The following is a 21,652-nucleotide window of genomic DNA, read 5'->3' on the forward strand; positions in this document are numbered from 1 at the left end:
CGCGCGGCGATCAGACGCCGCGGAGGCGGGCGAGGTCAATGTCCGCCGCCCGCAGGCCCGTCGCGGCTAGGCCGGCCGCACCGCGCGGCGCTTGTCGGCGGCGCTCCACTGCATCAGGCCGACCATCACCGCGATGGTGGCGACGTAGACCAGCCCCTGGAGGGCGGTCGGCCGGTCGGTGTAGCCGACCAGGGCGTGCAGGACGCGGCCCGGCCAGGAATTCTCGGCGATCACGCCGGAGCTGTTCCAGAGGGTGTATCCGAGAACCTCGACCACCCCGGCATTCGCCAGGAACTGCGCCGCCTGCGCGGCGAGGCCGGCCGCGAGGAAGATGATCAGGACGCTGGTCACCGAGAAGACGTAGCGGCTCGGAATCGAGGCGAGCCCGAGATAGGTCACCGCCGAGAGGAGCGCTCCGGCGCCGATGCCGGCGACCGCACCGAACTGGATGTCGGCGCCCGAGGTGCCCGAGGCCACGAGGCCGTAGAGGAACAGGACCAGCTCGGCCCCCTCGCGCAGGATCGCGGCGCCGATCACGATCGACAGGGCCGCTGCCTCCCGCTCGCCCGAGCGCACCGCCGCGCCGGCGGCGCGCAGTTCGCCCGCCAGCTCCTTGCCGTGCTTGCTCATCCAGGTGTTGTGCCAGATCAGCAGCAGCACCGCGACGATCAGGACCGCGGCGTTCAGGATGTCCTGCCCGCTGCCCTCGAACGCGTCCGAGATCTTCTCGGCGAACAGCGCCACCAGGGCGGCGCCCGCGAGGCCGCCGGCGATGCCGAGCAGGACCCAGCGCATCCGGCCCGGGATGCCGCGGGTGGCGGCCAGCACGATGGAGATGATGAGGCCCGCCTCGATGACTTCGCGGAAGGCGATGACGAAGGCGCCGATCATGGCGGTCTCCAGGGTTTGTGAGGTCGTGTGACGCGGCGCGCGCGGACCGCGCGCTACCAGATCCAGAACAGGAGCACCCAGTTGGCCACCGAGAGGGCGGCCGCGCCGGCGATGCAGGCCGAGGCCGCCACCCGGCGGAGGCCGCCGGCGGCGAGACCCGCCACCCGCCAGGCCAGCCAGACGCTCCACAGGCTGGCGCCGGCGAGCAGGCCCGCGCGGATCTCCGCCACGTAGGGGATCACGATGCCGTCGCCGCGCAGGAACGTCACGGTGAGCGCCGACAGGCCCAGGAACACGCCGCAGCCCGCGACCGGGATCAGGGTCTGGGTCAGGTGGTGGAAGCGCCGGAGCGACCAGCCGCCGAGGCTCAGGGTCGCGAGCGCCACGATCCCCGACAGGGCGAGCCCGAGGACGAGCGTCGCGGCGCCGATGTAGGCCAGCAGCAGCCCGCCGTCGAGGAGCGTCATGACGTCGTTGCGGTCGGGGTAGTTCGTCAGCACGAACCAGGGCGCCGAGTGCTCCAGGGGCCACGTCGTCCCGCGCTCGATGAGCCACGTGGCCGCCCATTGCTTGGCATCGACGAACCAGGGGCTCGAGGACCACTGGAAGGCGCCCACCGCCAACGCCAGCATGCCGAACAGGATCAGCATGGTCTGGTCGAGGCTGGGCTCCGCGCCGGCCACGTGGACGATCTCGTGGTTGGGCGAGCGCAGGGCGAGGCGCACGGCGCCGCGGTGGCCGCTGCAGCGGCCGCACATGTGGCAGGCGCCCGCGCCGCGCATGGTCTTGACCGGCACGAGGGGCGCGCAGTTGAAGGACTCGGTGCCGCCGACGGGTTTGGGCGAGTCCGCCCAGGCGGCGCGGTCGACCTGGAAGCTCACCGGCGCGAGCTTCGACAGCACCGCGAAGACGCCGTTGACCGGGCAGAGGTAGCGGCACCAGACGCGCTTGTTGCGCCCGTACAGCAGCCCGACCACGATCGCCGCCAGGGTCGAGCCGCCGAGCACCGCGAGGACCGGCTTCGGGTAGCCGTAGACGCTGGTCATCTGCCCGTAGACGGTGGTTCCGGCGAAGGCGACGAACGGCCAGCCCTGCCAGGTGATCCAGCGCGGCACGGCGTAGCCGCGGCTCCACCGGCTCGCGAACTCGCTGAGGGCCCCCTCCGGGCAGAGCACGCCGCACCAGGCCCGGCCGACCAGCACCATGCTGACCAGCACGAACGGCCACCAGATCCCCCAGAAGGCGAACTGCGCGGCGAGCGTCAGGTTGGTCCAGATGTGGGCGGCGTTGTCGGGCAGCGGCAGCAGGGCCGGCACGATCACCAGCACCGCGTAGACGGCGACGATCAGCCACTGCACGGACCGGATGATCCAGCCGTACCGGCGCAGCGCGTCGCCGAACCGGGCGAGCCGCGCGTCGACCGCGGAGCGGCGCGGCGTGACGTCGGCGAGGGCCAGGGAGCCGGGCGCTGTCGTGAACGCGCTCATTTGGCCACCAGGGTCGCCTTCGCCTCCGGGTGGAAATCGTCGAACACTTGGTAGGTGCCGGCATCGAGGGTGCGGAACACGATCGCCGAGGTCGAGCCCGCGGCCAGCGCCTTCTCGCGCCGCAGTTCCGTGCTCTCGAACTCCACCGGCGTCTGGCCGGTGTTCGAGATCTCCAGCTTGAACCGGGTGTTGGCCGGAACCTCGATTACCGTCGGGATGATCACGCCGTCGCGCATCTCCACCTTGATGACCGGCATGTCGTCCGCCCGCGCGGGCACGGCGGCCGACGCGGCGGCGACCAGCAGCAGCGGTAGGGCTCGGAGGAGGGAGCGCGGCAGGCGGGACACGGTCAGCTCCGGCACTCTCAGTAGGCGCCCTTCTTGCCGACGCCGGCGAAGGTGAAGTCCTGGGTGATCTCGAAGGGCTCGAACCACGGGCCGACGCCCGTCTCCTTGTCGACGTGGCGGCCGAAATGGCTGTCCTTGCCGGGCGGCGCGACGGTGACCTTCAGACGGTAGCGACCCGGGCCGAACAGCTTGACGTTGTCGCCATAATGCGGCCCGTCGTTGGCGACCATCGGCATCAGCATGCCCGACACCGTCTGGTCGGTGGGCTTGTCGCCGTCGAGCTTCACCGCCTCGAAGCGGATGTCGAGCGCCGGCACCCAGTCCCCTTCCGCGAAGCCGTTGCGGTTGTCCTTGGCGGCGCGGATATCGGTCTCGAGGTGGATGTCCGACTTGGCGGCCTCGCGCATCATGCCGGGCGGATCCATCTCGATCGGCTGCAGATAGACGGCCGCGACCTCCAGGCCGTTGCGCGTGACGTGCGGACCGATCGGCACCTCCTTGGCGGCCGCGGCACCGGCGAACGCCAGGAGCGAGGCCGCGGCGAGGCCGCGGAGAACCGGGAGGATGTGCGAGGCGTGCATGCGACCGCACATAATCCAGGCCGCGGGAAGTTCAAACCGGAATCGCACGACAGTCAAATAATAACAATTCTAATCTGCCCGTCAGCTGCATCGACATTACGGTATTCGCATGTCGTTGCATCGAAAAAGGTCGATCACGACGCACTTTCACGAAGCTATTCGCGGTGCGATGCCCTCTGGATCTTGACGAATCCAACGCGGGCTGGATCGTCACGCCAGTGCCATGCGACGAACCGAGGATGCGAGGCGGCGAGGCCATGGATCGCACGATGGCCCGCGATCACGAGCGCGCGACCCGGCTTGCGCGGCCCCGTGACGCGTTTTAGCAAATGCTATACTTTTCTGTGAGTCGGATGAGATCCCGTTCCGTGTCCCTGGTCCGCACCGCGGCGCTCGTCCTGGCCGTCCCTCTCCTGGCGCCCGCCGCCGCGCGGGCGGCCGACATCTCCCCGCCGCGCCCCGCCGAGGCGCCGTCCTACACCGACTGGTCGGGGGGCTATGTCGGCCTCGAGGGCAGTGCCGGCGGGTCCTACGGCGCCTACAATTTCGGTCCGACGACGATCGGCGCCCGGTCGGTCCCGGCCTTCAAGAGCGGCGATTCCACCGGCCGCAGCGACCAGGGCAAGAACGCCACGACGGCGGTCGGCGGCCTGTTCGGCGGCTGGAACTGGCAGGCCGGGCCGTGGGTCTACGGCGTCGAGGCGAGTCTCGACGCGGCGAATCTGAAGCGGCCCGTCCCCTCGACGATCGCGGGCTTCGGCTACGCGGACGTGGACCCGGCCTTCAACATCGTGCGCGCCAAGACGGATCTCTACGGCACCCTGCGCGCCCGGCTCGGCTACAGCTTCGACCGCTACCTGATCTACGGCACCTTCGGCCTCGCAGGGGCGAACGCACGCATCCTGGCGAATTACCCGGACCTCGACACGGGCGGCCAGACCACCGCGCGGCGGGACCTCGGCTACGTCGGCTTCACCCTCGGCGCGGGCGTGCAGTACGCCATCACCGACAGCCTCGCGCTGGGCATCGACTACCGCTACATCGATCTCGGAGGCAGCCGGCGCTTCCCGCTGGGCACGGTGCCCGGCGACGCGGGCGGGCCGGTCACGACCCGGGCGCGCTTCACGTCCAACGAGCTGTTCGCGCGGCTGATGTGGTTTCCGGACGGGCTGAAGGTCCCTCCGGACCGGGACGAGACCGCCCCGCACGATCCCGACAACGGCGATACCGGCCGCTTCTCGCTCCACGGCCAGACGACGCTGATCGCGCAGGGCGTTCCCGGCTTCCGCTCGCCCTACGAGGGTGCGCAGAGCCTGATCCCCCATCAGGCCCGGCAGACCACGACGGCCACGATCTTCCTCGGCCTCAAGCTCACCGATAGCACCGAGGTCTACTACAATCCCGAGTTCAGCCAGGGCTTCGGCCTGTCGCGGACGCTGGGCGTCGCCGGCTTCGTCAACGGCGAGGCGCAGAAGGCCGGCGCCCCGTTCCCGAAGCTGCGCTCGAACCGCTACTACGTGAAGCAGACCTTCGGGCTGGGCGGCGAGACCGTCGAGGTACCGGACGGCCCGAACCAAGTGGCCACCCGTTACGACGCCGAGCGGATCACGCTGATCGCCGGCAAGTTCGCGCTGGGCGACTTCTTCGACGGCAACATCTACGCGCACGACCCGCGCGTGGACTTCTTCAACTGGTCGCTCTGGGGTGCCTCGGCCTGGGATTTCCCGGCCAATCTCCCGGGCTTCACGCAGGGCGTCTACGCCGAGTACAACCGGCCCGAGTTTGCGATCCGCGCCGCCTACACGCAGGTGCCCAAGGAGCCGTCGAGCGACGTGCTCGACCCGCGGGTGTTCCGGCGCGCCGGGCTGAACGTCGAGTTCGAGGAGCGCCACGTCCTCCCCTGGCTCGATCAGCCCGGCAAGATCCGCATCGGGCTGTTCTCGAATGTCGGCGTCTCGGCCAACAACCGCGACGTCGTCACCCTGACGCAGCTCGGCCTGTTCGACGACATCAACGACGCCGTCGCGGCGACCCGCCGCCCCCGCCGCAAGACCGGCGGCTACATCAACCTGGAGCAGGCGCTGACGCCCGAACTCGGGCTGTTCGCCCGGGCGAGCCTGAACGACGGGCGCACCGAGAACATCTCGTTCACCGACATCGACCGGAGCTTCTCCGGCGGCCTGTCGCTGAAGGGCAAGGCCTGGGACCGCCCCGACGACACGATCGGCATCGGCGCTGCCGTGAACGGGCTCTCGCCCTCGCACCGGGCCGCCTTCGCGGCCGGCTATCTCGGGCTGCTGATCGGCGACGGGCGTCTCAACTACGGCACCGAGCGCGCGCTGGAGACCTACTACGCCCTGAACCTCACGAAGTTCGTCACCCTGACCTTCGACTACCAGTTCATCGACAATCCCGGATACAATCGCGACCGCGGGCCGGCGCACTTCTTCGCCTCGCGGCTGCACGCCGATTTCTGATCGGCGCCGGTGAGACGGCCTCCGGCCGGAGCGTTCGGACGCGATGCGTATTCGCGAGCGAAGCGATCCGGTCCGGGCTCCGGACGACACGCCCCCTGGGTCGCTGCGCTCGCGACGACGGCGGCATCGCCCGATGGCGCGGCCCTGCTCACTCCGCCGCCTCGGTCGCGGTCGCCCCGAAGATCGCCTCGAAGGCGGCGCGGAGCTGCATGTCGACCTCGGCCATGCTCACCGGCAGGCCGAGATCGACGAGGCTTGTCACGCCGTGCTCCCGGACGCCGCACGGCACGATCCCGTCGAAATGCGCGAGGTCGGGCTCCACGTTCAGGCTGATGCCGTGGAAGCTGACCCAGCGGCGAACCCGGATGCCGATCGCCGCGATCTTGTCTTCGACGCCGGGCCCCTTTTCGGGCCGGCGCACCCAGACGCCGACCCGGTCCTCGCGGCGCTCGGCGCGGACGTTGAAGGCGGCCAGCGTCTCGATCAGCCACGCCTCCAGGCTCGCCACGTAGGCGCGCAGGTCGCGGCTGCGCCGGTCGAGGTCGAGCATCACGTAGGCCACCCGCTGGCCGGGACCGTGATAGGTGTACTGCCCGCCCCGCCCCGTCGCGTGGACCGGGAACCGGTCCGGCGCGACGAGATCCTCCGGCCGGGCAGACGTGCCCGCCGTGTAGAGCGGCGGGTGTTCCAGCAGCCAGACGCATTCGGGCGCCGCGCCGCGGGCGATCGCCTCCGCGCGCGCCTCCATCCAGGCGAGGGCGGCGGCGTAATCCACCGCCGCGTCACTCACGCGCCAGCCCACCGGGCCGGCGACCGGATCGGTGCCGGGCCGCTTCGGGAAGGCGGGCGGGCTGACCGTGAGGCGGGGCGCGTTTACCAAGAGTTCACCATCCTGCGTCGATGGTCGAAGCCTTCAACATCCGCGGCCGGCGGTTGCAAGGTTCCGGCTGCGAGACGGGATGGCGGACGGTGGCGGTCTTCGAGACCCTGAAGGTCGATCTGACGGTGGTGCTGGGCCGGGCCCGCATGCCGCTGCACATGCTCCTCCGGATGGGCCGCGGCGCCGTGATCGAGCTCGAAGCCAGCGACAGCGACATGGTCGAGATCCTGGCCAACGACCACCCGATCGCGCGCGGGCAGATCGTGGTGACGGGCGACCGCATCTCCGTGGAGGTGACCGAGCTGATCCGCAAGGCGGCCTCGATCGTCGAGCCGGGCGTCAGCATCGGCGACGGCGCGGCGCCTTTCCTGGAGGGCGGCTACGATTCCCCGTGACTGCGCTTGTCGGCGGCCGGACGATCTGTTATCCGCTGCGCCGCGCGACACGAAAGCGGCCCCGGGTTCTCCCGCGGCGCGCGACGGTCGAGCGAACGGACCGGTCTTCGCGTCCGATGCGGCCATGGCGGAATTGGTAGACGCGCTAGCTTGAGGTGCTAGTCCCGAGAGGGGTGGAGGTTCGAGTCCTCTTGGCCGCACCACATTGTTTTGGTTGCCCGGATCTTCGGCAACCCGGATGTGGCGCATGACAGGGCGGTGCGCCGCCGATCACGATACACCATTATCTGAGCCGACACGCCGGGCGCAGACGCCTGCGCCCGGCCAGGGGTTGCGCGAGAACCGCGCGCATCATTCCGCGCCGGGACGTCGCGGGATCGGCGGAGGCCGGCCACCGTCCCGATCAGGGAGCCGACGGAGCACCGGAAGCCCGCAGCAGGGCGGCCTCCCTGTACTCGCGCGGGGTCAGGCCGTGGCGGTCCTTGAACCGGCGGGAGAAGTGCGCCTGGCTGGTGAACCCGCAGCCGTAGGCGAGCATCCCGATCGACAGGTGCAGGCAGGCTGGGTCGGACAGCCGCTTGGCCGCCGCCGCCAGCCGGCGCTCCCAGATCCAGTCGGAGATGTGCTGGCCGCGCTCGTGGAACAGCTCCTGAAGCCGGCGCAGCGAGACCCCCGTGGCGGCCGCGAGCTGGGGAGGGTCCAGTCCCGGATCGTCCAGATGGGCCTCGACATGTGCCTTCGCGCGCTGAACGACGACGCTGCCGTGGACGGGGCGAGGCACATCCTGCGCGAGCCGCTCGGCGAGGCTCGCCACGATCAGGTCGACCGCGATCGCCGACATGCGCTCGGCGGCGTCGGGCGTGAGCTGGTGCCGCACCCGGATCAGGTCGTGGATGAAGCCGGTCGCCAGCGTGGCCGACGCGAGGTCCGCCCCGACCGACAGGCCGGTGTAGAGCCCTGTCGAGCCGAGCACGCCTTCCAAGCGCTCCCGCGGCAGCTCCAGGAATAGGGCCTGGCTGTCCCTGTGGGTCGTCAGCACGGAGGGGCGATGGTCGAGCACGACCATGTCGCCCGGCCGCTGCACGGCCTCCCGGCCGTCCTGAACGCTCGTCGACAGGCCCGCGAGCTTGAACAGCACCACGACCATCCCGGCCCTGTCGTGGCGCCGGGCCGCGCTGGGCGTCGTCTCGCATCGCAGGGCGCTCTGCGTCAGGCGCGAGAGGTACAGCGCGCCGATCTCCGCGACGTCGAGCCTGCCCCGGAACGGCCCGTCGTCGAGGCGCTCGACCTCGATCGGCACGAGCCGCTCCCCGAGAAGGTCTCGCCAGAGCTTGAAGCCGCTCCGGGGGTGGAGACCCTCCGTCGAAAACACTGTCTGCATAGGCAATATCTGAAGTCGCGGCTGCGCCGTTCGGCCGCGCAGCGATCGTTGAATACCGATCGCTGCGTATCTTTAGATACACTTTCACGCTCGGACGATCCAACAATACCGTTAATTCCGAAACAATTATATCTCAACGGACAGATCAGAGGCTATCCTCGGTCAAAACGACGATAAACGCCCGCCCCGACCACATCGGGAAGACGGGATCGACACGTATCGGCAGCCGAGCCGCGTCTTCGGGCGATCCCGAGTACACGGGGCACGGCACCCTCGGACGAGCGCCCGCTGTTCACCGGCGCGACGGCGGCGCTCAGCCTGAGCGGACCGCAACCCGGCCCTGCTCCGGCCCTGCATTGACTTCGCAGCCGCACACACGCATATCGGCGATGCAGCGTCAGCGGCCGCCACGGCCCGCTTGAGGGGGCTGCGTGACGGATCGGGCGCTACCTGGCGTGATCCGGCCCCCCTCTTCATAACGTGCATGCACCCGGGCCGCCCCATCACGCGGGCTGCCCCCTGCCAACGGACCGGCTCATACACGGCACAGCTCGCGATCGACGCGAGGCGCCCGGCCGGCCCTGCTGCATCGGATACATCCTTGACCCAATTCACCGATTTCGGCCTCGCCCAGCCCGTGCTGCGGGCGCTTAGCGAGGCCGGCTACGTCGCGCCGACCCCGATCCAGGCCCAGGCGATCCCGCCGGCCATGGCGGGCCGCGACCTCTGCGGCATCGCCCAGACCGGCACCGGCAAGACCGCGGCCTTCGCGCTGCCGATCCTGCACCGCCTCTCGCTCTCGGACCGCCGCGCGCCGCGCCGCGGCTGTCGGGTGCTGGTGCTCTCGCCGACCCGCGAGCTCGCCAACCAGATCGCCGAGTCGTTCACCGATTACGGTCTGCACCTGTCCTACACCACGACGGTGGTGTTCGGCGGCGTCACCATCAGCCGCCAGGAGCGGGCGCTGGCGCCGGGCGTCGACGTCCTCGTCGCCACCCCCGGCCGGCTGATCGACCTCGTCGACCGCCGCTCGCTGACCCTGGAGGGCGTCGAGATCCTCGTCCTCGACGAGGCCGACCAGATGCTCGACCTCGGCTTCATCCACGCCCTCAAGCGCATCGTGAAGATGCTGCCGCAGAAGCGCCAGAGCCTGTTCTTCTCGGCCACCATGCCCAAGAACATCGCGGGCCTGGCGTCCCAGTACCTCACCGATCCGGTCCAGGTCGCGGTGACGCCGGTCGCCACCACGGCCGAGCGGGTCGAGCAGGAGGTGATCTTCGTCCATACCGGCGCCAAGCAGGCGCTGCTGGGGCACATCCTGCGCGATCCGGCGATCGAGCGCGTGCTCGTCTTCACCCGGACGAAGCACGGGGCGGACCGGGTCGTGCGCGGCCTCGACAAGGTCGGCATCGCGGCTGCCGCGATCCACGGCAACAAGAGCCAGCCCCAGCGCGAGCGGGCGCTGGCCGCCTTCAAGGACGGCTCCTGCCGGGTCTTGGTCGCCACCGACATCGCGGCCCGCGGCATCGACGTCGAGGGCGTGAGCCACGTGGTCAACTTCGACCTGCCGAACGTGCCGGAGAGCTACGTCCACCGGATCGGCCGCACGGCCCGCGCCGGCGCCGACGGCCTCGCCATCTCGTTCTGCAACGACGAGGAGAAGACCTACCTGCGCGACATCGAGCGCGTGACCCGGCAGAAGGTCCCGGTGGCGGGCTTCCCCGAGGGCTTCACCCCGCCGTCCCGCCAGGAGGCCGCCGAGATCGCCCGCGAGGAGGAGCGCCGGCCCGAGCGTCCGCAGCAGCGCCCCGGCGGCGGCCGCCAGGGCCAGCGGCCCCGGCAGCAGCAGGGCCGTCCCCAGCAGGGCCGGCCCGAGGGCGGCCGCGGCTTCGGCGGTCCCGGCCAGGGCGCGCCCCGGCAGGGCCGACCCCAGGACGGCCGCGGCGACAACCGCGGTGACAATCGCGGCCACGCCCCGCAGGGCCGCGACGCCCGCGCGGACCGGCCCGCCCGCCCGCAGGGCGAGCGCCCGAACCAGGGTCGCCCGAGCCGCGACGCCCGGCCCCAGCGCGCCGATGCCCGTCCGCGCAGCGGCGGTGGCGGCGGCGAGGGTCGCAGCATCGGCTGGCTGGAGCGGGCGCCCCGTTCCTGAGCGAAGATGGCCTGAGTGACGATCGAGCCGCCCGGGACGGATCCGTCCCGGGCGGCTTCGTTTCCGGTGACCGCGCCGGACGAGCGGCGAAACCGCAACCGGATGACGGCTCGACCCTCCGTGTGAACCCGGCGCGGCGATCGGGAGCGGGTCGCCGCGCGCGGAGCCGTTCAGTTCGCCCGTGAGACCTCGACGAGGTTGTCGGAGAACGAGGGCGCGTGGCCCATATCGGTGAAGGCGCCGGACGAGATGCTGTTCACCGTGCCCTCGTTGAGCTGGCGCCAGTAGCCCAGCGTCGCCACCACGATCCCGGCCTTCACGTCGTCGGTGATGCGGGCCACACCTTTGAAGGCGCCGCGGTCGTTGGCGACCTGGACCCGGTCGCCGTCCCGGATGCCGCGCGCGTCGGCGTCGGCTTGGCTGATCATCACGAACTGCTCGCCCTGGCCCTTCTGCTTGTCCTCCATGTTGGCGTAGCAGGAGTTCAGGAAGTAGTGGCTCTTGGGCGAGACGATGTTGAGCGGGTAGCGCTTGGCGAGCTCCGGATCGTTCGTGTGCGACTCGCGCGGGCCGAGGTAGTCCGGCAGCGGGTCGAGCGCCTCGCCGGGCTGGAAGCCCTCGTACATCTGCCGGAACGGCGGGGCGACGAAGTTGGTGGCGCCCTCGACCTTCAGCATGCACTTGCCGGTCGGTGTCGGGAAGTTGCCCTCCCGGTGCGGCGCCCGGTCGTCCGGCGTGCCGACCTTGAGCCGGGCGAAGCCGTGCTCGCGCATGTACTGGAGGTCGATGCCCTCGCAGGCCGGCGATGACCAGTCGACGTAGTGCTCAAGGCACTCGCTGTCGCTCCACTTGAAGTTCTCCTCCTCGAAGCCGAGCCGGGCGGCGAGCTGTCGGAAGATCTCGTTGTTGGGGATCGCCTCGCCCGGCGCCTCGGCGCACTTGGTGTTGTAGGTCAGGTAGAGGTGCCCCCAGGAGAGGATCATGTCCTCCATCTCGGCGCCCATGGTGGCGGGCAGCAGGATGTCGGCGTAGGAGGCCGTGTCCGAGATGAAGTGCTCGGCCGAGACCATGAACAGGTCCTCGCGCATCAGCCCCTCGACGATCTTGTCGGTCTCGGGCGCCTGCGTCACGGGGTTCGAGTTCCAGCACATCATCGACATGATCGGCGGGTCGAGCTGCATCTCGCCGGTGAGCGCCCGGCCGATCTGAAGGTTCGAGACGACCCGGGTGCCCTCCGGGATCAGGTCCGGGCGGCAGATGACGTCGAACTTGTACGGGTGCTCCCAGACGCCGAACTGCGTGATGCCGCCGCCGACATGGCGCCACGCGCCGGTCAGCGCCGGGATGCAGGTCACCGCCCGGATGGTCTGGCCGCCGCCGTAGTGCCGCTCCAGCGCCACGCCGATGCGGATGCCCACAGGCTGCTCGGTCGCCATCTCGCGGGCGAGCTTCCGGATGTCGTCGGCGGAGACGCCGGTGATCGCCGCGGCCCATTCGGGCGTGCGCGTGCTGGCCCGCTCCTTCAGCTCCGCGAAGCCGACCGTGTGGTTGTCGACGTAGTCCTGGTCGACGAGGCCCTGTTCGATGATCGAGTTGATCAGCGCCATGGCGAGCGCGCCGTCGGTGCCGGGCTTCGGCGCGATGTGCCAGTCGGCGGCCTTGGCGGTGCGCGACGCGTAGGCGTCGATCACCACGACCTTGGCGCCCTGCTTCTGGGCGTCCTTCACGATCGCCCAGTGGTGCAGGTTGGTGCTGACCGAGTTGCAGGCCCAGATCACGATGTACTTGGAGTGGATGTAGCTGTCCGGGTCGAGGCCCGCGGTCGGGCCGACGGTGAGGAGCCACGCGGTGCAGGAGCCCTCGCCGCAGAAGGTGCGCTCAGTGACGGTGGCGCCCATGCGGTTGAAGAACGCGTCGCCGCCGTTCAGCCCGTGCACGAGGCCCTGGTTGCCTAGGTAGCTGTAGGGCGCGATGGCCTGCGGCCCGTACTGGTCGATGATCGCCTTCCAGCGGGTGACGATGCTGTCCAGCGCCTCGTCCCAGGTGATCCGCTCGAACTGCTTGGAGCCCTTCGGGCCGACCCGCTTCATCGGGTAGAGCAGCCGGTCGGGGTGGTAGTGGCGCTTCTCGTAATCCTTCAGCTTCACGCAGAGACCGCCGCGGGTCATCGGGTGGTCCGGGTTGCCGCGCACGCTCAGGAGCTCGCCGCCCTTCACCTCGAACAGCATCGAGCACGTGTCGGGGCAATCGTGCGGGCAGCCTCCGTAGAAGACCTCCGAGTAGGCCTCGGGCTGGACGATCTCGTTCATACTCTCTTCCTCACCGGCCGCGGGCGTCCCGTTATTGTTCAGGCGTCCCGGAACCCGATCGGCGAAGCGTACAATGAGACGAAGAAAAATTCTAACTCGAATCCCGGCGGCCGATCGCGCACGCGCGCCGCTCGGTGGCCCGTCCGCCCCGCGGCACCCTCACCGCCCCGCCTTCCCTTGCGCGGGCGCGCCCCCATCTGAGGGATGGACGAAGCGGGGGCCTGCGACATGCGGTTCGAACTCTACAGGGACGCCAAGGGCGAGTGGCGCTGGCGCCTGCGGGCGCGCAACGGCGAGGTGATCGCCGATTCGGGCGAAGGCTATGTCCGCCGCGAGGATTGCGAGCACGGCATCGCGTTGGTCCGCCAGAGCGCCGAGGCGCGCATCGAGGACATGACGACGAAGATCGCCTGACCCCGCGCGTCTCAACCTGCGATCAACCCTGTCCGAAACGTCGCAGCGGTTAAGCTGCAACGCTTCCGCTCGCCCACGCGTTGCAGCGGTTCGGACCGAGCGGAGCCCGTCGCCCTGCGCGGTTCGTCGACCAGGACGAATGACACAAAGGGAGTCGAGACCGTGCTGAGGAAATTCCTGCTCGCGGCCCTGCTGGCGCTGGGCTTCGCGGCCGCGGCGCCGGAGGGCGCGTCCGCCGCGCCCATCGGCCCGGGGCTGGCTCTGCCCGCCGAAGCCGCGCCGGCGGTGGCCGAGAAGGCCCAGTACTACTACCGTCGCCGGTTCTACGGCCCGCGGCCCTACTGGCGCCGCCCGTACTACGGCCGCCGGTTCTACTACGGCCCGCGGCCCTACTACCGTCGTCCCTACTGGCGCCGTCGGTTCTACTACTGATCGGCTCTCCGACCTGACCGGCCCGGCGGCTCCAGCGAGCCGCCGGGCTTTTTCACACCCCGATTCGGGGTGCGCGACCGCGAGCCTTGCTTTATCGTGCCGGGAACGGGACCGCCGACGGCAGATCGGCGCGCCCGAGAGGAAGCCCGATGAACGATATTGCGCAACGCGCCGAGCCCGCGGCGGCGACGCCGGACCTCTGGCAATCCATCCCGCTCGAATGCATCCTGAGCGCGGTCGCCGTTCTGCTGGCGGCGGGGCTCAAGCTCGCCGGCGTGATGTCCTGACGGCGTGCGGGGGGCGGATGGACGGCATGCAGCACGTCGCACTCTCACCGGCCGGAGGCGCGCCGCCCGCTGAGGTCGATCTGCCCAAGGGCGATCTCACGGTGCGCACCATCGCCATGCCGGCCGACACCAACGCCAACGGCGACATCTTCGGCGGCTGGGTGCTGTCGCAGATGGACCAGGCCGGCGGCATCGCGGGCGTCGACCGGGCGCAGGGCCGGGTGGTCACCGTAGCGCTGGAGTCGATGACCTTCATCCGGCCGGTCCGGGTCGGCGACGTGCTGTGCGTCTACACCCGGGTGTCGCATGTCGGCCGGACCTCGATGAAGATCGAGGTCGAGGCCTGGGCACGGCGGTTCTGCACCCAGGTCCGCGAGCGGGTCACGCAGGCCACCTTCACCTTCGTGGCCATCGACGAGGACGGCCGGCCGCGGCAGATCCCGCCGGCCGTGCCGTCCCCGTCCGCGACGACTACTTGATCACCCCGCAGGCGACGCGGTCGCCGGCACCGCCGATCGGCTGGGTGTTGTGGTCGTCCTCGTTGGCGTGGATGATCAGCGCCGCGCCGTCCCCGTCCTTCAGGCCACCCTCGCCGTTCAGCGGCGTCTCGCTGGAGACCTCGGCATTGGCCGAGCCGTCCTGCGCCGCGTAGAGGTTCGGCAGGTCGCCCTCGTCGGGGCCCTCCGCGTTGAGCAGCCCGTGCTTGCTCTGGTCGTGGTTCACATGCGCCTTGGAGTTCATGAACTTCGGGTCCGAGCAGTCGCCCACGGCGTGGAAATGCATCCCGTGCCAGCCGGGCGGCAGGCCGCCGGGCTGGATCGTCACGCGCAGGACCAGGGCATTTGCCCCGTCGCGGATCGCCAGCGTGCCGATCGGGTCGCCCTTCGCGTTCTTGATCGGCGCCGTGTAGGTCTCTGCCGGTTTGGCCGCCTCCTTGGGAGGCTCCTGTGCCAGGGCGCCGCCGGCGGCGGCGGTCCCGAGCAGTGCGAGCAGCGGCAGGGTGCGGGTCATGCGGTGGCTCTCCTTTACGGCCCGGTCTAGTTAGGGAGCGCGCCGGCCTTCGACAGGGCGGCGGCCCGAAACCTCCGCCGCAGATCTGCCGGAACCGCACGAAGCCCCGATGACCCGAGACCGGACCAGCCCGGACCGCGCGGCCCCCGCGGACGATCCCGCGGAGAACCCTGCGCCGCGGCGCGCCGACCTGTACCTCGTGGCGCACGGCCATTTCGAGAGCCGGGCCCGGGCCCAGGCGGCGATCCGTGCCGGGCTCGTGCGGGTCGACGGGCGCCCGCTCGCGCGCGCCTCGGACCCGATCGCCCCGGGCGCGCGGGTCGAGGCGGAAGCCGAGCATCCCTACGCGTCCCGCGGCGGCCTCAAGCTCGCCGCCGCCCTGGACGCGTTCGGCGTCGATCCGGCCGGCCGCGTCGCCCTCGACGTCGGCGCCTCGACGGGTGGCTTCACCGACGTGCTGCTCGCCCGCGGGGCGCGCCACGTCCACGCCCTCGACGTGGGCCGGGGGCAGCTCCATCCGCGCCTCGCCGGGGACCCGCGCGTGACCAACCGCGAGAGCACCGACATCCGCGACCTCGGCGCGGACGCCCTCGTGCCGCCCCCCGAGCTGGCGAGCGTGGACGTGAGCTTCATCGGCCTGCGCCTCGTGCTGCCGGTCCTCCCGGGCCTGTTGAGGCCGGGATCGGCGATCGTCGCGCTGATCAAACCGCAATTCGAGGCCGGCCGCGCCCGGGTCGGCCGCGGCGGGCTCGTGCGCGATCCGGCGGTCCACGCCGAGGTCTGCGCGGCCGTCCGCGGGACTCTGGAGGGGCTCGGCGCGGCGATCCTGGGCCTGATCGACTCGCCGGTGCCGGGCGGCGACGGCAACGCCGAGTTCCTGATCGGCGCGAGGTTGCGGTGAGCGAGACAACAGATAGCGAGACGGTCAAGATCCGGGGGCTCGGCGCCCGCGGCGACGGGATCGCCGAGGACGGCACCCCGGTGCCCTACACGCTGCCCGGGGAGCGCGCGGAGATCCGCCGCGAGGCGCGCCGCGCCGCGCTGCTCGGCGTCGCGCAGGCCTCGCCCGACCGGGTGGAGCCGTTCTGCCCCTACTACATGCGCTGCGGCGGCTGCCGCACCCAGCACCTCGCGCGGCCCGCGGAGCTCGCCTGGAAGCGCGACCTCGTCGCCCAGGCCCTGTCCCAGGCGCGCCTCGACGTGACGCCCGGGCCGGCCGTCGACGCCCACGGGGCGGGCCGCCGCCGCCTTACCCTGCACGTGCGCGAGATCGGCGGCCGGGCCGAGGCCGGGCTGATGGCGGCGCGCAGCCACGCGCTGGTGCCGATCGACCATTGCCCGATCACCGTGCCGGCGCTCCACCCGGCCCCGGAGGTCGCGCGCCGCCTCGCCGCCCCGCTGGGCCACGGGCGCAAGCCCCTCGACGTCGCCGTGACGGCCACCGACCAGGGCCTGGACGTCGACCTGCGCGGTCACGGACCGGTCAGCGCCGGCGTCGGCGCCGCGCTGGTGCGGATCGCCGGCGAACTCGGCCTCGCCCGGCTCTCCTTGCACGGCGAGCGCCTGATGGAGGCCGAGCCGGTCTCGGTCACGGCGGACGGCCCCGCCGCGGCGACGCGCCTCTACCCGGCCCCCGGCGGCTTCCTGCAGGCGACCGCGGCCGGTCAGGCGACGCTCTGCGACCTGACCCTGGCGGCCCTCGGCCCCCGCATCCGGCGCGTCGCCGACCTGTTCGCGGGCTGCGGGCCGCTGACGCTGGCGATCGCCCGGACGGCCGCGGTCCACGCCGTCGAATCCGATGCCGCGGCCCTCGCGGGCCTCGAGCGGGCCGCGCGCGCCGCCGCGGGCCTGCGCAAGATCAGCAGCGAGCGCCGCGACCTGTTCCGCCGGCCCCTGCTACCCCCCGAACTCGACGCCTTCGACGCGGTGGTGTTCGACCCGCCCCGGGCCGGCGCGGAGGCCCAGGCCCGCCAGCTTGCCGCCGCCCGCGTGCCCCTGGTGATCGGCATCGCCTGCGACGCCGGAACCTTCGCGCGGGACGCGGCGACGCTGGTCGCCGGCGGGTACCGGCTGGAGACCGTCACGCCGGTCGACCAGTTCCGCCATTCGGGCCATGTCGAGATGGTCGGGGTGTTCCGGCGCGAGACCGCGCGGCGGCGCTAGGCCACGCAACCGGCGGCCACGTTTCCCGTTCTCCCGGCGACGGGAGACCTTCCATGATCCGCGGATTCCTCGGTACCGCGACGCTCGGTGCGCTGAGCCTCGCCCTCATCACCCCGCTCGCGGCGCAGACGCGAGCGCCCGACCAGACCGGCACGGGCGGCGGCCCGGTCTCGACCATCACGGCGCCGAACACCAACAGCCTCGGCGTCACCAAGCCGCCCGGCACGTCCCTCGGCCCCGGCGAGGTGCCGACCCCGGAGCAGCGGCGGCGCGAGCGCGCTCTGACCGACAAGATCGAAGGCAGCATCTGCGACGGCTGCAACTGAGATCGGGTCGGGGTCGCTCGGGCCGGGTTCCCGCTCAGGCCATCGCCTGTCCGGGTTGCGGTGTTCGACCGGGCCGTGCCCCGCAAACGGCTCTCCATTCGGCGCGACCTCGGGCGGCGCGGAACTTCAGATCGCGATCGCTCCGGCCTGCGGGCCCCGCGGGTCCGCCGAGGGGCTTGGCCAAACCGCCGGCTCGATACAGCAGCGACCGGCGAACAGGATTGTTGCCAGCGCATATTTCCATATTGGTTGCAAATATATCCATCTTCATAATCCAATATCCTATCTTAAAGCCAGTCTTTTTGTAGATATACTCCAAATATTGATCTTCAAATTCACGGATATGGCGCTCCTTAGAGCGGATCATTGCTCAAAAATCGTGTTCTCGTTTATTGATTCGCAACTTGATGCTTCGTAAGACTTGCGCGTCGCGGGTCCTAGCCTGGGGGCGGCGACGTACAGCCGCGACTTCAAGTGAAGGAAACGCCGCCATGGCCCTCGTGAAGAAAGCCGCCCTGTCGGGATCGCACGCGCGGGTCCGGAAGGGCGAGCCGGCCAGTCTGAGCCAGCTCGGGCGCCTCAACGAGGAGAGCCGGCGCAAGGCCCGGACCTTCGCCAAGCAGCAGAAGGCGGCGGAGCGCATCGCGGCGGCGACAACCCAGCTCGCCAGCGGCGTCGCCGAGGCCTCGTCGGCGGCCGAGGAGCTGCGCAAGGCGATGGAGCAGATCGCCGCCGGCGCCGAGGAGGCGGCCGGGGCCTCCGAGCAGTCGCAGCGCGCCGTCACGACCGTGTCGGAGGTGATCGGCACCGCCCGCACCGAGGCCGAGACCTCGCGCCAGAAATCGGAGGCGCTCCAGGGACTCATCGCCGGCGTGAGCCAGCAGATCCGGCTCAGCGTCGGCTCGATCGCCACGGCGGCCGAGCGTCAGGCGGCCTCGGTCACGCTGATCGTCGAGCTGGAGCGGCAGGCGGCCAATATCGGCGACATCGTCCGCGCCGTCGCTCGCATCGCCGACCAGACCAATCTCCTGGCCCTGAACGCCGCCATCGAGGCGGCCCGGGCCGGCCAGCACGGCAAGGGCTTCGCAGTGGTCGCCGACGAGGTCCGCACCTTGGCGGAGACCTCCGAGCGCAGCGCCCAGGAGATCCAGGCCCTGATCGGCCGGATCCAGGAAGACGTGAAGGTCATCGCCGAGGGCATCAACCGCGCGGCCGAGGGCGCGCGCCAAGAGGTCGCGCGGGGCGAGACGATCACCGCCCAGCTCGAGGCGGTGCGGCAGGCCATGGTCGAGATCATGCGCGGCGCCGAGACCATCGCCCGGGTGGCCGTCGAGTCTGAGAAGGCCGTGGTCGAGGCGCAGAAGGGGTCCGAGCTGATCGCTGCGGCGGCCGAGGAGCAATCCTCCGCCTGCCAGCAATCGCTCAAGACCATCGAGCAGCAGACCACCGCCCTCGGGGAGAGCGAGCAGGCTGCCACCGAGCTCGCGACCCTGGCGGACGAGCTGAAGAACGCCACCGACGTCGGCAAGAGCGCCGAGGAGGTCGCCTCGGCGGCCGAGGAGCTGTCCTCGGCGGTGGAGGAGATCAACCGGGCCGCCGCGCAGATCACCACGGCGCTCGACCAGATCGACCGGGGCGCCCAGCAGCAGACGGCGGCCGCGCAGCAATCGGCGGCCGCGATCGCGCAGATCGAGAAGGGAGCGCTCCTCGCCCAGGACAGCGCCCGCGACGCCCTGGAGAAGGGCGGCCTGATCACGAGCCAGCTTCAGGAGAACCGGGCCGCGGTGGACGGACTGGTCGCGGGCGTCGGCAACGCCCTCGCGGAGACCGACCGGAGCCGAGAGCAGATCAACGCTCTGGAGCAGGTGAGCCGGAAGATCGACAAGATCGTCGACGCGATCACCACGGTGGCGATCCAGACCAACATGCTGGCGGTGAACGGCTCGATCGAGGCGGCCCGGGCCGGCGAGTTCGGCAAGGGCTTCATGGTGGTGTCCACCGACATCCGCAACCTCGCCCGGGATTCCTCGGAGAACGCGGAGCGGATCAAGGACCTCGTGAAGGCGATCCAGGACCAGATCGTGGTGGTGCGCCGGGACCTGGAGGCGATCTCCGCGGCGGCCGCCGCCGAGGTCGAGAAGAACCGGGCGATCACCCGCAACCTCGAGACCACCGCCGACGACATGGGCGTGGTGCTCGACGGCAACCGGCAGATCCTCCAGGGCGCCGACCTGATCATCCGCAACGTCGAGGAGGCGAAGCGCGGCGTCGACCAGATCGCCACGGCGGCCCGCCAGGGCGGCCAGGCGGTGAACGAGGCGCAGCAGGCCGCCCGCGAGCAGGCGAACGGCGCAGAGGAACTCGCCGCCGCCATCGAGGAGGTCGCGTCGCTGGCCGACGAACTCCAGAACCAGGACTGAGACGCGCCCGGCCGGGACGGCCCCACCCGAATCCTGCTCAGCCCGGAGCCCGCCATGTCCAACGACGCCCCAGCCTCGGCCGCGACCGACCGGTCGGAGACCGCCTCCGCGCTCCAGTTCGTGACCTTCCACGTCGCCCGCGAAACCTACGCGGTGCCCCTCGCGGAGGTGCAGGAGATCATCCGCCTGCCCGACATGGTCGACGTTCCGCTGGCACCCCCCGCCCTGGTGGGACTGGCCAACCTGCGCGGCTCGGTCCTGCCGGTGGCGAGCCTGCGGCGGCTGTTCGAGCTGCCCGACCGGGTCCACGACGACGCCGCCCGGGTGGTCGTGGTCGGCCAGGGGTCCGGCGACGGCAGCGGCGCTGGCGGGACCTCCGGCTTCGTGGTCGACCGGATGGCGAGCGTGATCACCGCCGAGCCCGGGGAGATCGAGGGGACCGACGGCCTCACCGCCACCGCGGCGACCGAGCTGCTCGCGGGCGTGATCAAGCGGCCGGCCGGCATCGTGCTGATCATCGATCTCGGGCGCCTGCTGCAGCGCAGCGGGTCCGGGCGCGCCGGCGCAGAGGGCGGGTCGGGCGGACGGAACGCGGTCGGGCCGATCGAGGCCGGCGGCGCGGCCTCGGCGCGGCCGGAGGGCGAGGCCGGGCTCTCCGACGAGATCCAGCTCGTGTCCTTCGAGCTCGCGGGCCAGGAATACGCCCTGCCGATCGAGCAGGTGCAGGAGATCGTCCAGGTCCCCGACCGCGTCAGCGAGCTGCCGAAGGCCGAGCGCCACGTCATCGGTGTGATCAACCTGCGCGACCGGCTGCTGCCCCTGGTCAGCCTGCGGGCGCTGTTCGGGCTGCCGGGCGTGCCCCTGGGAGAGCAGAACCGGATCGTGGTGGTCGCCTCCCGGGAATCCGCCGGCTCCGTCGGCATCGTCACCGACACGGTGAAGGAGGTGCTGCGGGTGCCCCGCGCGGTGGTCGACCCGCTGCCCGACCTGCTCGCGCAGGGCGACGCGCTGCGCGAGGTCGAGGCGATCTGCCGGCTCGGCGGCGGCAAGCGGCTGGTCTCGATTCTGTCGGCCGCCCGCCTGTTCGCCACCACCGGGATCGCCGGCGGCCTCGCCGGCCTCGGAGCCGCAGAGGAGGGCCCCGTGCAGGAACGTCAGACCGCGACCGCGCCGACGCGCGCCGACGAGGAGGAGCAGTTCGTCGTCTTCCGCCTGGCAGACGAGGAGTACAGCGTGCCGATCGACGCCGTGCACGAGATCGTCCGCGTCCCCGAGCAGCTCACCCACGTGCCGCGGACGCCCGGCTTCATCGAGGGCATCGTCAACCTGCGGGGGGCGGTGCTGCCGGTGGTCGACCAGCGCCGCCGCTTCCGGCTCCCGGAGGCCGCGCGCAACGACCGCCAGCGCATCATGGTCTTCGCGATCGCGGGGGTGCGGACCGGCTTCATCGTCGACTCGGTCTCGGAGGTCCTGAAGATCCCCCGCTCGGCCATCGTGCCGGCGCCGGACCTCGCGAAGGACGACGACAGCGCCGTGGAGCGGGTCGCCAACCTCGCCGCCGCCAAGCGGATCATCCTGATGGTGAACGTCGACCGGCTCCTCAGCCGGCACGAGGTCGCGGATCTGCAGGCGGCCTGAGCCGCCGTCTCCGGGCCCGGTCCGAGGCCGCTCCTGCCACGCAACCCGCCATGCCCAAGCT

The 21,652-nt window shown here is 71.2% G+C and carries 20 protein-coding genes and 1 tRNA gene; 13 read left to right on the forward strand and 8 right to left on the reverse strand.

Translation table 11 applies throughout. The features are described 5' to 3' along the window. Positions 1 to 66: 66 nt before the first annotated feature. Genes BLW78_RS25935 through BLW78_RS25950 form a run of 4 tightly spaced genes read right to left on the reverse strand, consistent with a single transcriptional unit; the run spans position 67 to position 3,306 of the window. Positions 67 to 891 (reverse strand): FTR1 family iron permease, encoded by an 825-nt coding sequence (locus BLW78_RS25935; RefSeq protein WP_042672594.1) that lies wholly within the window; start codon positions 889 to 891, stop codon positions 67 to 69. Between the two features lie 53 nt (positions 892 to 944). Further along, a complete protein-coding gene (locus BLW78_RS25940; RefSeq protein WP_020095638.1) occupies positions 945 to 2,378 on the reverse strand; it encodes a 4Fe-4S binding protein in 1,434 nt (477 codons plus the stop codon). Continuing rightward, positions 2,375 to 2,725 carry a cupredoxin domain-containing protein gene (locus BLW78_RS25945; RefSeq protein ID WP_091683039.1) on the reverse strand — a complete coding sequence of 117 codons (351 nt, stop codon included), beginning with the start codon at positions 2,723 to 2,725 and terminating at the stop codon, positions 2,375 to 2,377. The genes BLW78_RS25940 and BLW78_RS25945 overlap by 4 nt, the downstream gene beginning before the upstream one ends. 17 nt (positions 2,726 to 2,742) lie before the next feature. After that, complete coding sequence (locus BLW78_RS25950; RefSeq protein WP_210186901.1) at positions 2,743 to 3,306, reverse strand: iron transporter; 564 nt, start codon at positions 3,304 to 3,306, stop codon at positions 2,743 to 2,745. A 353-nt stretch (positions 3,307 to 3,659) separates the two neighbouring features. On the opposite strand from BLW78_RS25950, the gene BLW78_RS25955 reads away from it, so the two are divergent. Further along, the gene (locus BLW78_RS25955; RefSeq protein ID WP_170855251.1) at positions 3,660 to 5,783 is read left to right on the forward strand and encodes a carbohydrate porin; all 2,124 of its coding nucleotides are present in this window, start codon (positions 3,660 to 3,662) and stop codon (positions 5,781 to 5,783) included. A gap of 148 nt (positions 5,784 to 5,931) precedes the next feature. Here BLW78_RS25955 and lipB read toward each other — a convergent pair whose 3' ends face one another. Then, positions 5,932 to 6,663 (reverse strand): lipoyl(octanoyl) transferase LipB, encoded by a 732-nt coding sequence (gene lipB / locus BLW78_RS25960; RefSeq protein WP_091682998.1) that lies wholly within the window; start codon positions 6,661 to 6,663, stop codon positions 5,932 to 5,934. A gap of 89 nt (positions 6,664 to 6,752) precedes the next feature. Here lipB and BLW78_RS25965 point away from each other — a divergent pair, with 89 nt between their 5' ends. After that, the gene (locus BLW78_RS25965; RefSeq protein ID WP_020095633.1) at positions 6,753 to 7,058 is read left to right on the forward strand and encodes a FliM/FliN family flagellar motor switch protein; all 306 of its coding nucleotides are present in this window, start codon (positions 6,753 to 6,755) and stop codon (positions 7,056 to 7,058) included. Between the two features lie 118 nt (positions 7,059 to 7,176). After that, a tRNA-Leu gene (locus BLW78_RS25970) sits at positions 7,177 to 7,261 on the forward strand. A gap of 200 nt (positions 7,262 to 7,461) precedes the next feature. Here BLW78_RS25970 and BLW78_RS25975 read toward each other — a convergent pair. Beyond that, positions 7,462 to 8,439 (reverse strand): helix-turn-helix domain-containing protein, encoded by a 978-nt coding sequence (locus tag BLW78_RS25975; protein ID WP_091683000.1) that lies wholly within the window; start codon positions 8,437 to 8,439, stop codon positions 7,462 to 7,464. 601 nt (positions 8,440 to 9,040) lie between these two features. Between BLW78_RS25975 and BLW78_RS25980 the strand changes: the two genes are divergently transcribed. Then, the gene (locus BLW78_RS25980) at positions 9,041 to 10,591 is read left to right on the forward strand and encodes a DEAD/DEAH box helicase (RefSeq protein ID WP_091683001.1); all 1,551 of its coding nucleotides are present in this window, start codon (positions 9,041 to 9,043) and stop codon (positions 10,589 to 10,591) included. A 170-nt stretch (positions 10,592 to 10,761) separates the two neighbouring features. Here the strand turns inward: BLW78_RS25980 and BLW78_RS25985 are convergent, their stop codons facing one another. Beyond that, positions 10,762 to 12,900 carry a molybdopterin-containing oxidoreductase family protein gene (locus tag BLW78_RS25985; protein WP_091683003.1) on the reverse strand — a complete coding sequence of 713 codons (2,139 nt, stop codon included), beginning with the start codon at positions 12,898 to 12,900 and terminating at the stop codon, positions 10,762 to 10,764. Between the two features lie 228 nt (positions 12,901 to 13,128). On the opposite strand from BLW78_RS25985, the gene BLW78_RS25990 reads away from it, so the two are divergent. The 4 genes from BLW78_RS25990 to BLW78_RS26000 all read left to right on the forward strand — a co-directional run bounded on the left by BLW78_RS25990 (position 13,129) and on the right by BLW78_RS26000 (position 14,512). Beyond that, positions 13,129 to 13,314, forward strand: coding sequence for a YegP family protein (locus BLW78_RS25990; RefSeq protein ID WP_026605317.1), 186 nt, complete (start codon positions 13,129 to 13,131; stop codon positions 13,312 to 13,314). Positions 13,315 to 13,476: 162 nt separating this feature from the next. Beyond that, on the forward strand, positions 13,477 to 13,746 hold the full coding sequence (locus BLW78_RS25995; RefSeq protein ID WP_020095628.1) for a hypothetical protein: 270 nt from the start codon (positions 13,477 to 13,479) through the stop codon (positions 13,744 to 13,746). Between the two features lie 149 nt (positions 13,747 to 13,895). Further along, complete coding sequence (locus BLW78_RS31525; protein WP_165923092.1) at positions 13,896 to 14,033, forward strand: hypothetical protein; 138 nt, start codon at positions 13,896 to 13,898, stop codon at positions 14,031 to 14,033. Between the two features lie 26 nt (positions 14,034 to 14,059). After that, positions 14,060 to 14,512 (forward strand): acyl-CoA thioesterase, encoded by a 453-nt coding sequence (locus tag BLW78_RS26000; RefSeq protein ID WP_020095626.1) that lies wholly within the window; start codon positions 14,060 to 14,062, stop codon positions 14,510 to 14,512. Here BLW78_RS26000 and BLW78_RS26005 read toward each other — a convergent pair. Further along, entirely contained in the window at positions 14,505 to 15,044 is a 540-nt protein-coding gene (locus tag BLW78_RS26005) for a superoxide dismutase family protein (protein ID WP_020095625.1), read from the reverse strand. The two genes, BLW78_RS26000 and BLW78_RS26005, sit on opposite strands and share 8 nt — an antisense overlap. Positions 15,045 to 15,153: 109 nt before the next feature. On the opposite strand from BLW78_RS26005, the gene BLW78_RS26010 reads away from it, so the two are divergent. From BLW78_RS26010 to BLW78_RS26030, 5 genes are all read left to right on the forward strand, one after another. Beyond that, positions 15,154 to 15,945, forward strand: coding sequence for a TlyA family RNA methyltransferase (locus BLW78_RS26010; RefSeq protein WP_170855252.1), 792 nt, complete (start codon positions 15,154 to 15,156; stop codon positions 15,943 to 15,945). Beyond that, positions 15,942 to 17,207: a class I SAM-dependent RNA methyltransferase gene (locus tag BLW78_RS26015; protein WP_091683005.1), complete on the forward strand. Its 1,266-nt coding sequence runs from the start codon at positions 15,942 to 15,944 to the stop codon at positions 17,205 to 17,207. Before BLW78_RS26010 ends, BLW78_RS26015 begins: the two co-directional genes overlap by 4 nt. Positions 17,208 to 17,260: 53 nt before the next feature. Continuing rightward, positions 17,261 to 17,533, forward strand: a complete 273-nt coding sequence (locus BLW78_RS26020) for a hypothetical protein (RefSeq protein ID WP_091683006.1) — start codon at positions 17,261 to 17,263, stop codon at positions 17,531 to 17,533. Between the two features lie 491 nt (positions 17,534 to 18,024). Continuing rightward, complete coding sequence (locus BLW78_RS26025) at positions 18,025 to 19,953, forward strand: methyl-accepting chemotaxis protein (protein WP_091683008.1); 1,929 nt, start codon at positions 18,025 to 18,027, stop codon at positions 19,951 to 19,953. A 54-nt stretch (positions 19,954 to 20,007) separates the two neighbouring features. Continuing rightward, positions 20,008 to 21,591: a chemotaxis protein CheW gene (locus BLW78_RS26030; RefSeq protein ID WP_091683009.1), complete on the forward strand. Its 1,584-nt coding sequence runs from the start codon at positions 20,008 to 20,010 to the stop codon at positions 21,589 to 21,591. The last annotated feature ends 61 nt before the right edge of the window (positions 21,592 to 21,652 follow it).

Origin of the sequence: Methylobacterium sp. 275MFSha3.1 (assembly GCF_900108435.1) — a bacterium.
Taxonomy (GTDB): Bacteria; Pseudomonadota; Alphaproteobacteria; order Rhizobiales; family Beijerinckiaceae; genus Methylobacterium.

Coding starts and splice junctions, on each gene's coding strand:
- BLW78_RS31525 (WP_165923092.1), top strand. CDS start 13,896: ATGAACGATATTGCGCAACGCGCCGAGCCCGCGGCGGCGACGCCGGAC.
- BLW78_RS25975 (WP_091683000.1), bottom strand. CDS start 8,439: ATGCAGACAGTGTTTTCGACGGAGGGTCTCCACCCCCGGAGCGGCTTC.
- BLW78_RS25990 (WP_026605317.1), top strand. CDS start 13,129: ATGCGGTTCGAACTCTACAGGGACGCCAAGGGCGAGTGGCGCTGGCGC.
- BLW78_RS26030 (WP_091683009.1), top strand. CDS start 20,008: ATGTCCAACGACGCCCCAGCCTCGGCCGCGACCGACCGGTCGGAGACC.
- BLW78_RS25985 (WP_091683003.1), bottom strand. CDS start 12,900: ATGAACGAGATCGTCCAGCCCGAGGCCTACTCGGAGGTCTTCTACGGA.
- BLW78_RS26025 (WP_091683008.1), top strand. CDS start 18,025: ATGGCCCTCGTGAAGAAAGCCGCCCTGTCGGGATCGCACGCGCGGGTC.
- BLW78_RS25940 (WP_020095638.1), bottom strand. CDS start 2,378: ATGAGCGCGTTCACGACAGCGCCCGGCTCCCTGGCCCTCGCCGACGTC.
- BLW78_RS25955 (WP_170855251.1), top strand. CDS start 3,660: ATGAGATCCCGTTCCGTGTCCCTGGTCCGCACCGCGGCGCTCGTCCTG.
- BLW78_RS25935 (WP_042672594.1), bottom strand. CDS start 891: ATGATCGGCGCCTTCGTCATCGCCTTCCGCGAAGTCATCGAGGCGGGC.
- BLW78_RS26010 (WP_170855252.1), top strand. CDS start 15,154: ATGACCCGAGACCGGACCAGCCCGGACCGCGCGGCCCCCGCGGACGAT.
- BLW78_RS26005 (WP_020095625.1), bottom strand. CDS start 15,044: ATGACCCGCACCCTGCCGCTGCTCGCACTGCTCGGGACCGCCGCCGCC.
- BLW78_RS26020 (WP_091683006.1), top strand. CDS start 17,261: ATGATCCGCGGATTCCTCGGTACCGCGACGCTCGGTGCGCTGAGCCTC.
- BLW78_RS26000 (WP_020095626.1), top strand. CDS start 14,060: ATGCAGCACGTCGCACTCTCACCGGCCGGAGGCGCGCCGCCCGCTGAG.
- BLW78_RS25950 (WP_210186901.1), bottom strand. CDS start 3,306: ATGCACGCCTCGCACATCCTCCCGGTTCTCCGCGGCCTCGCCGCGGCC.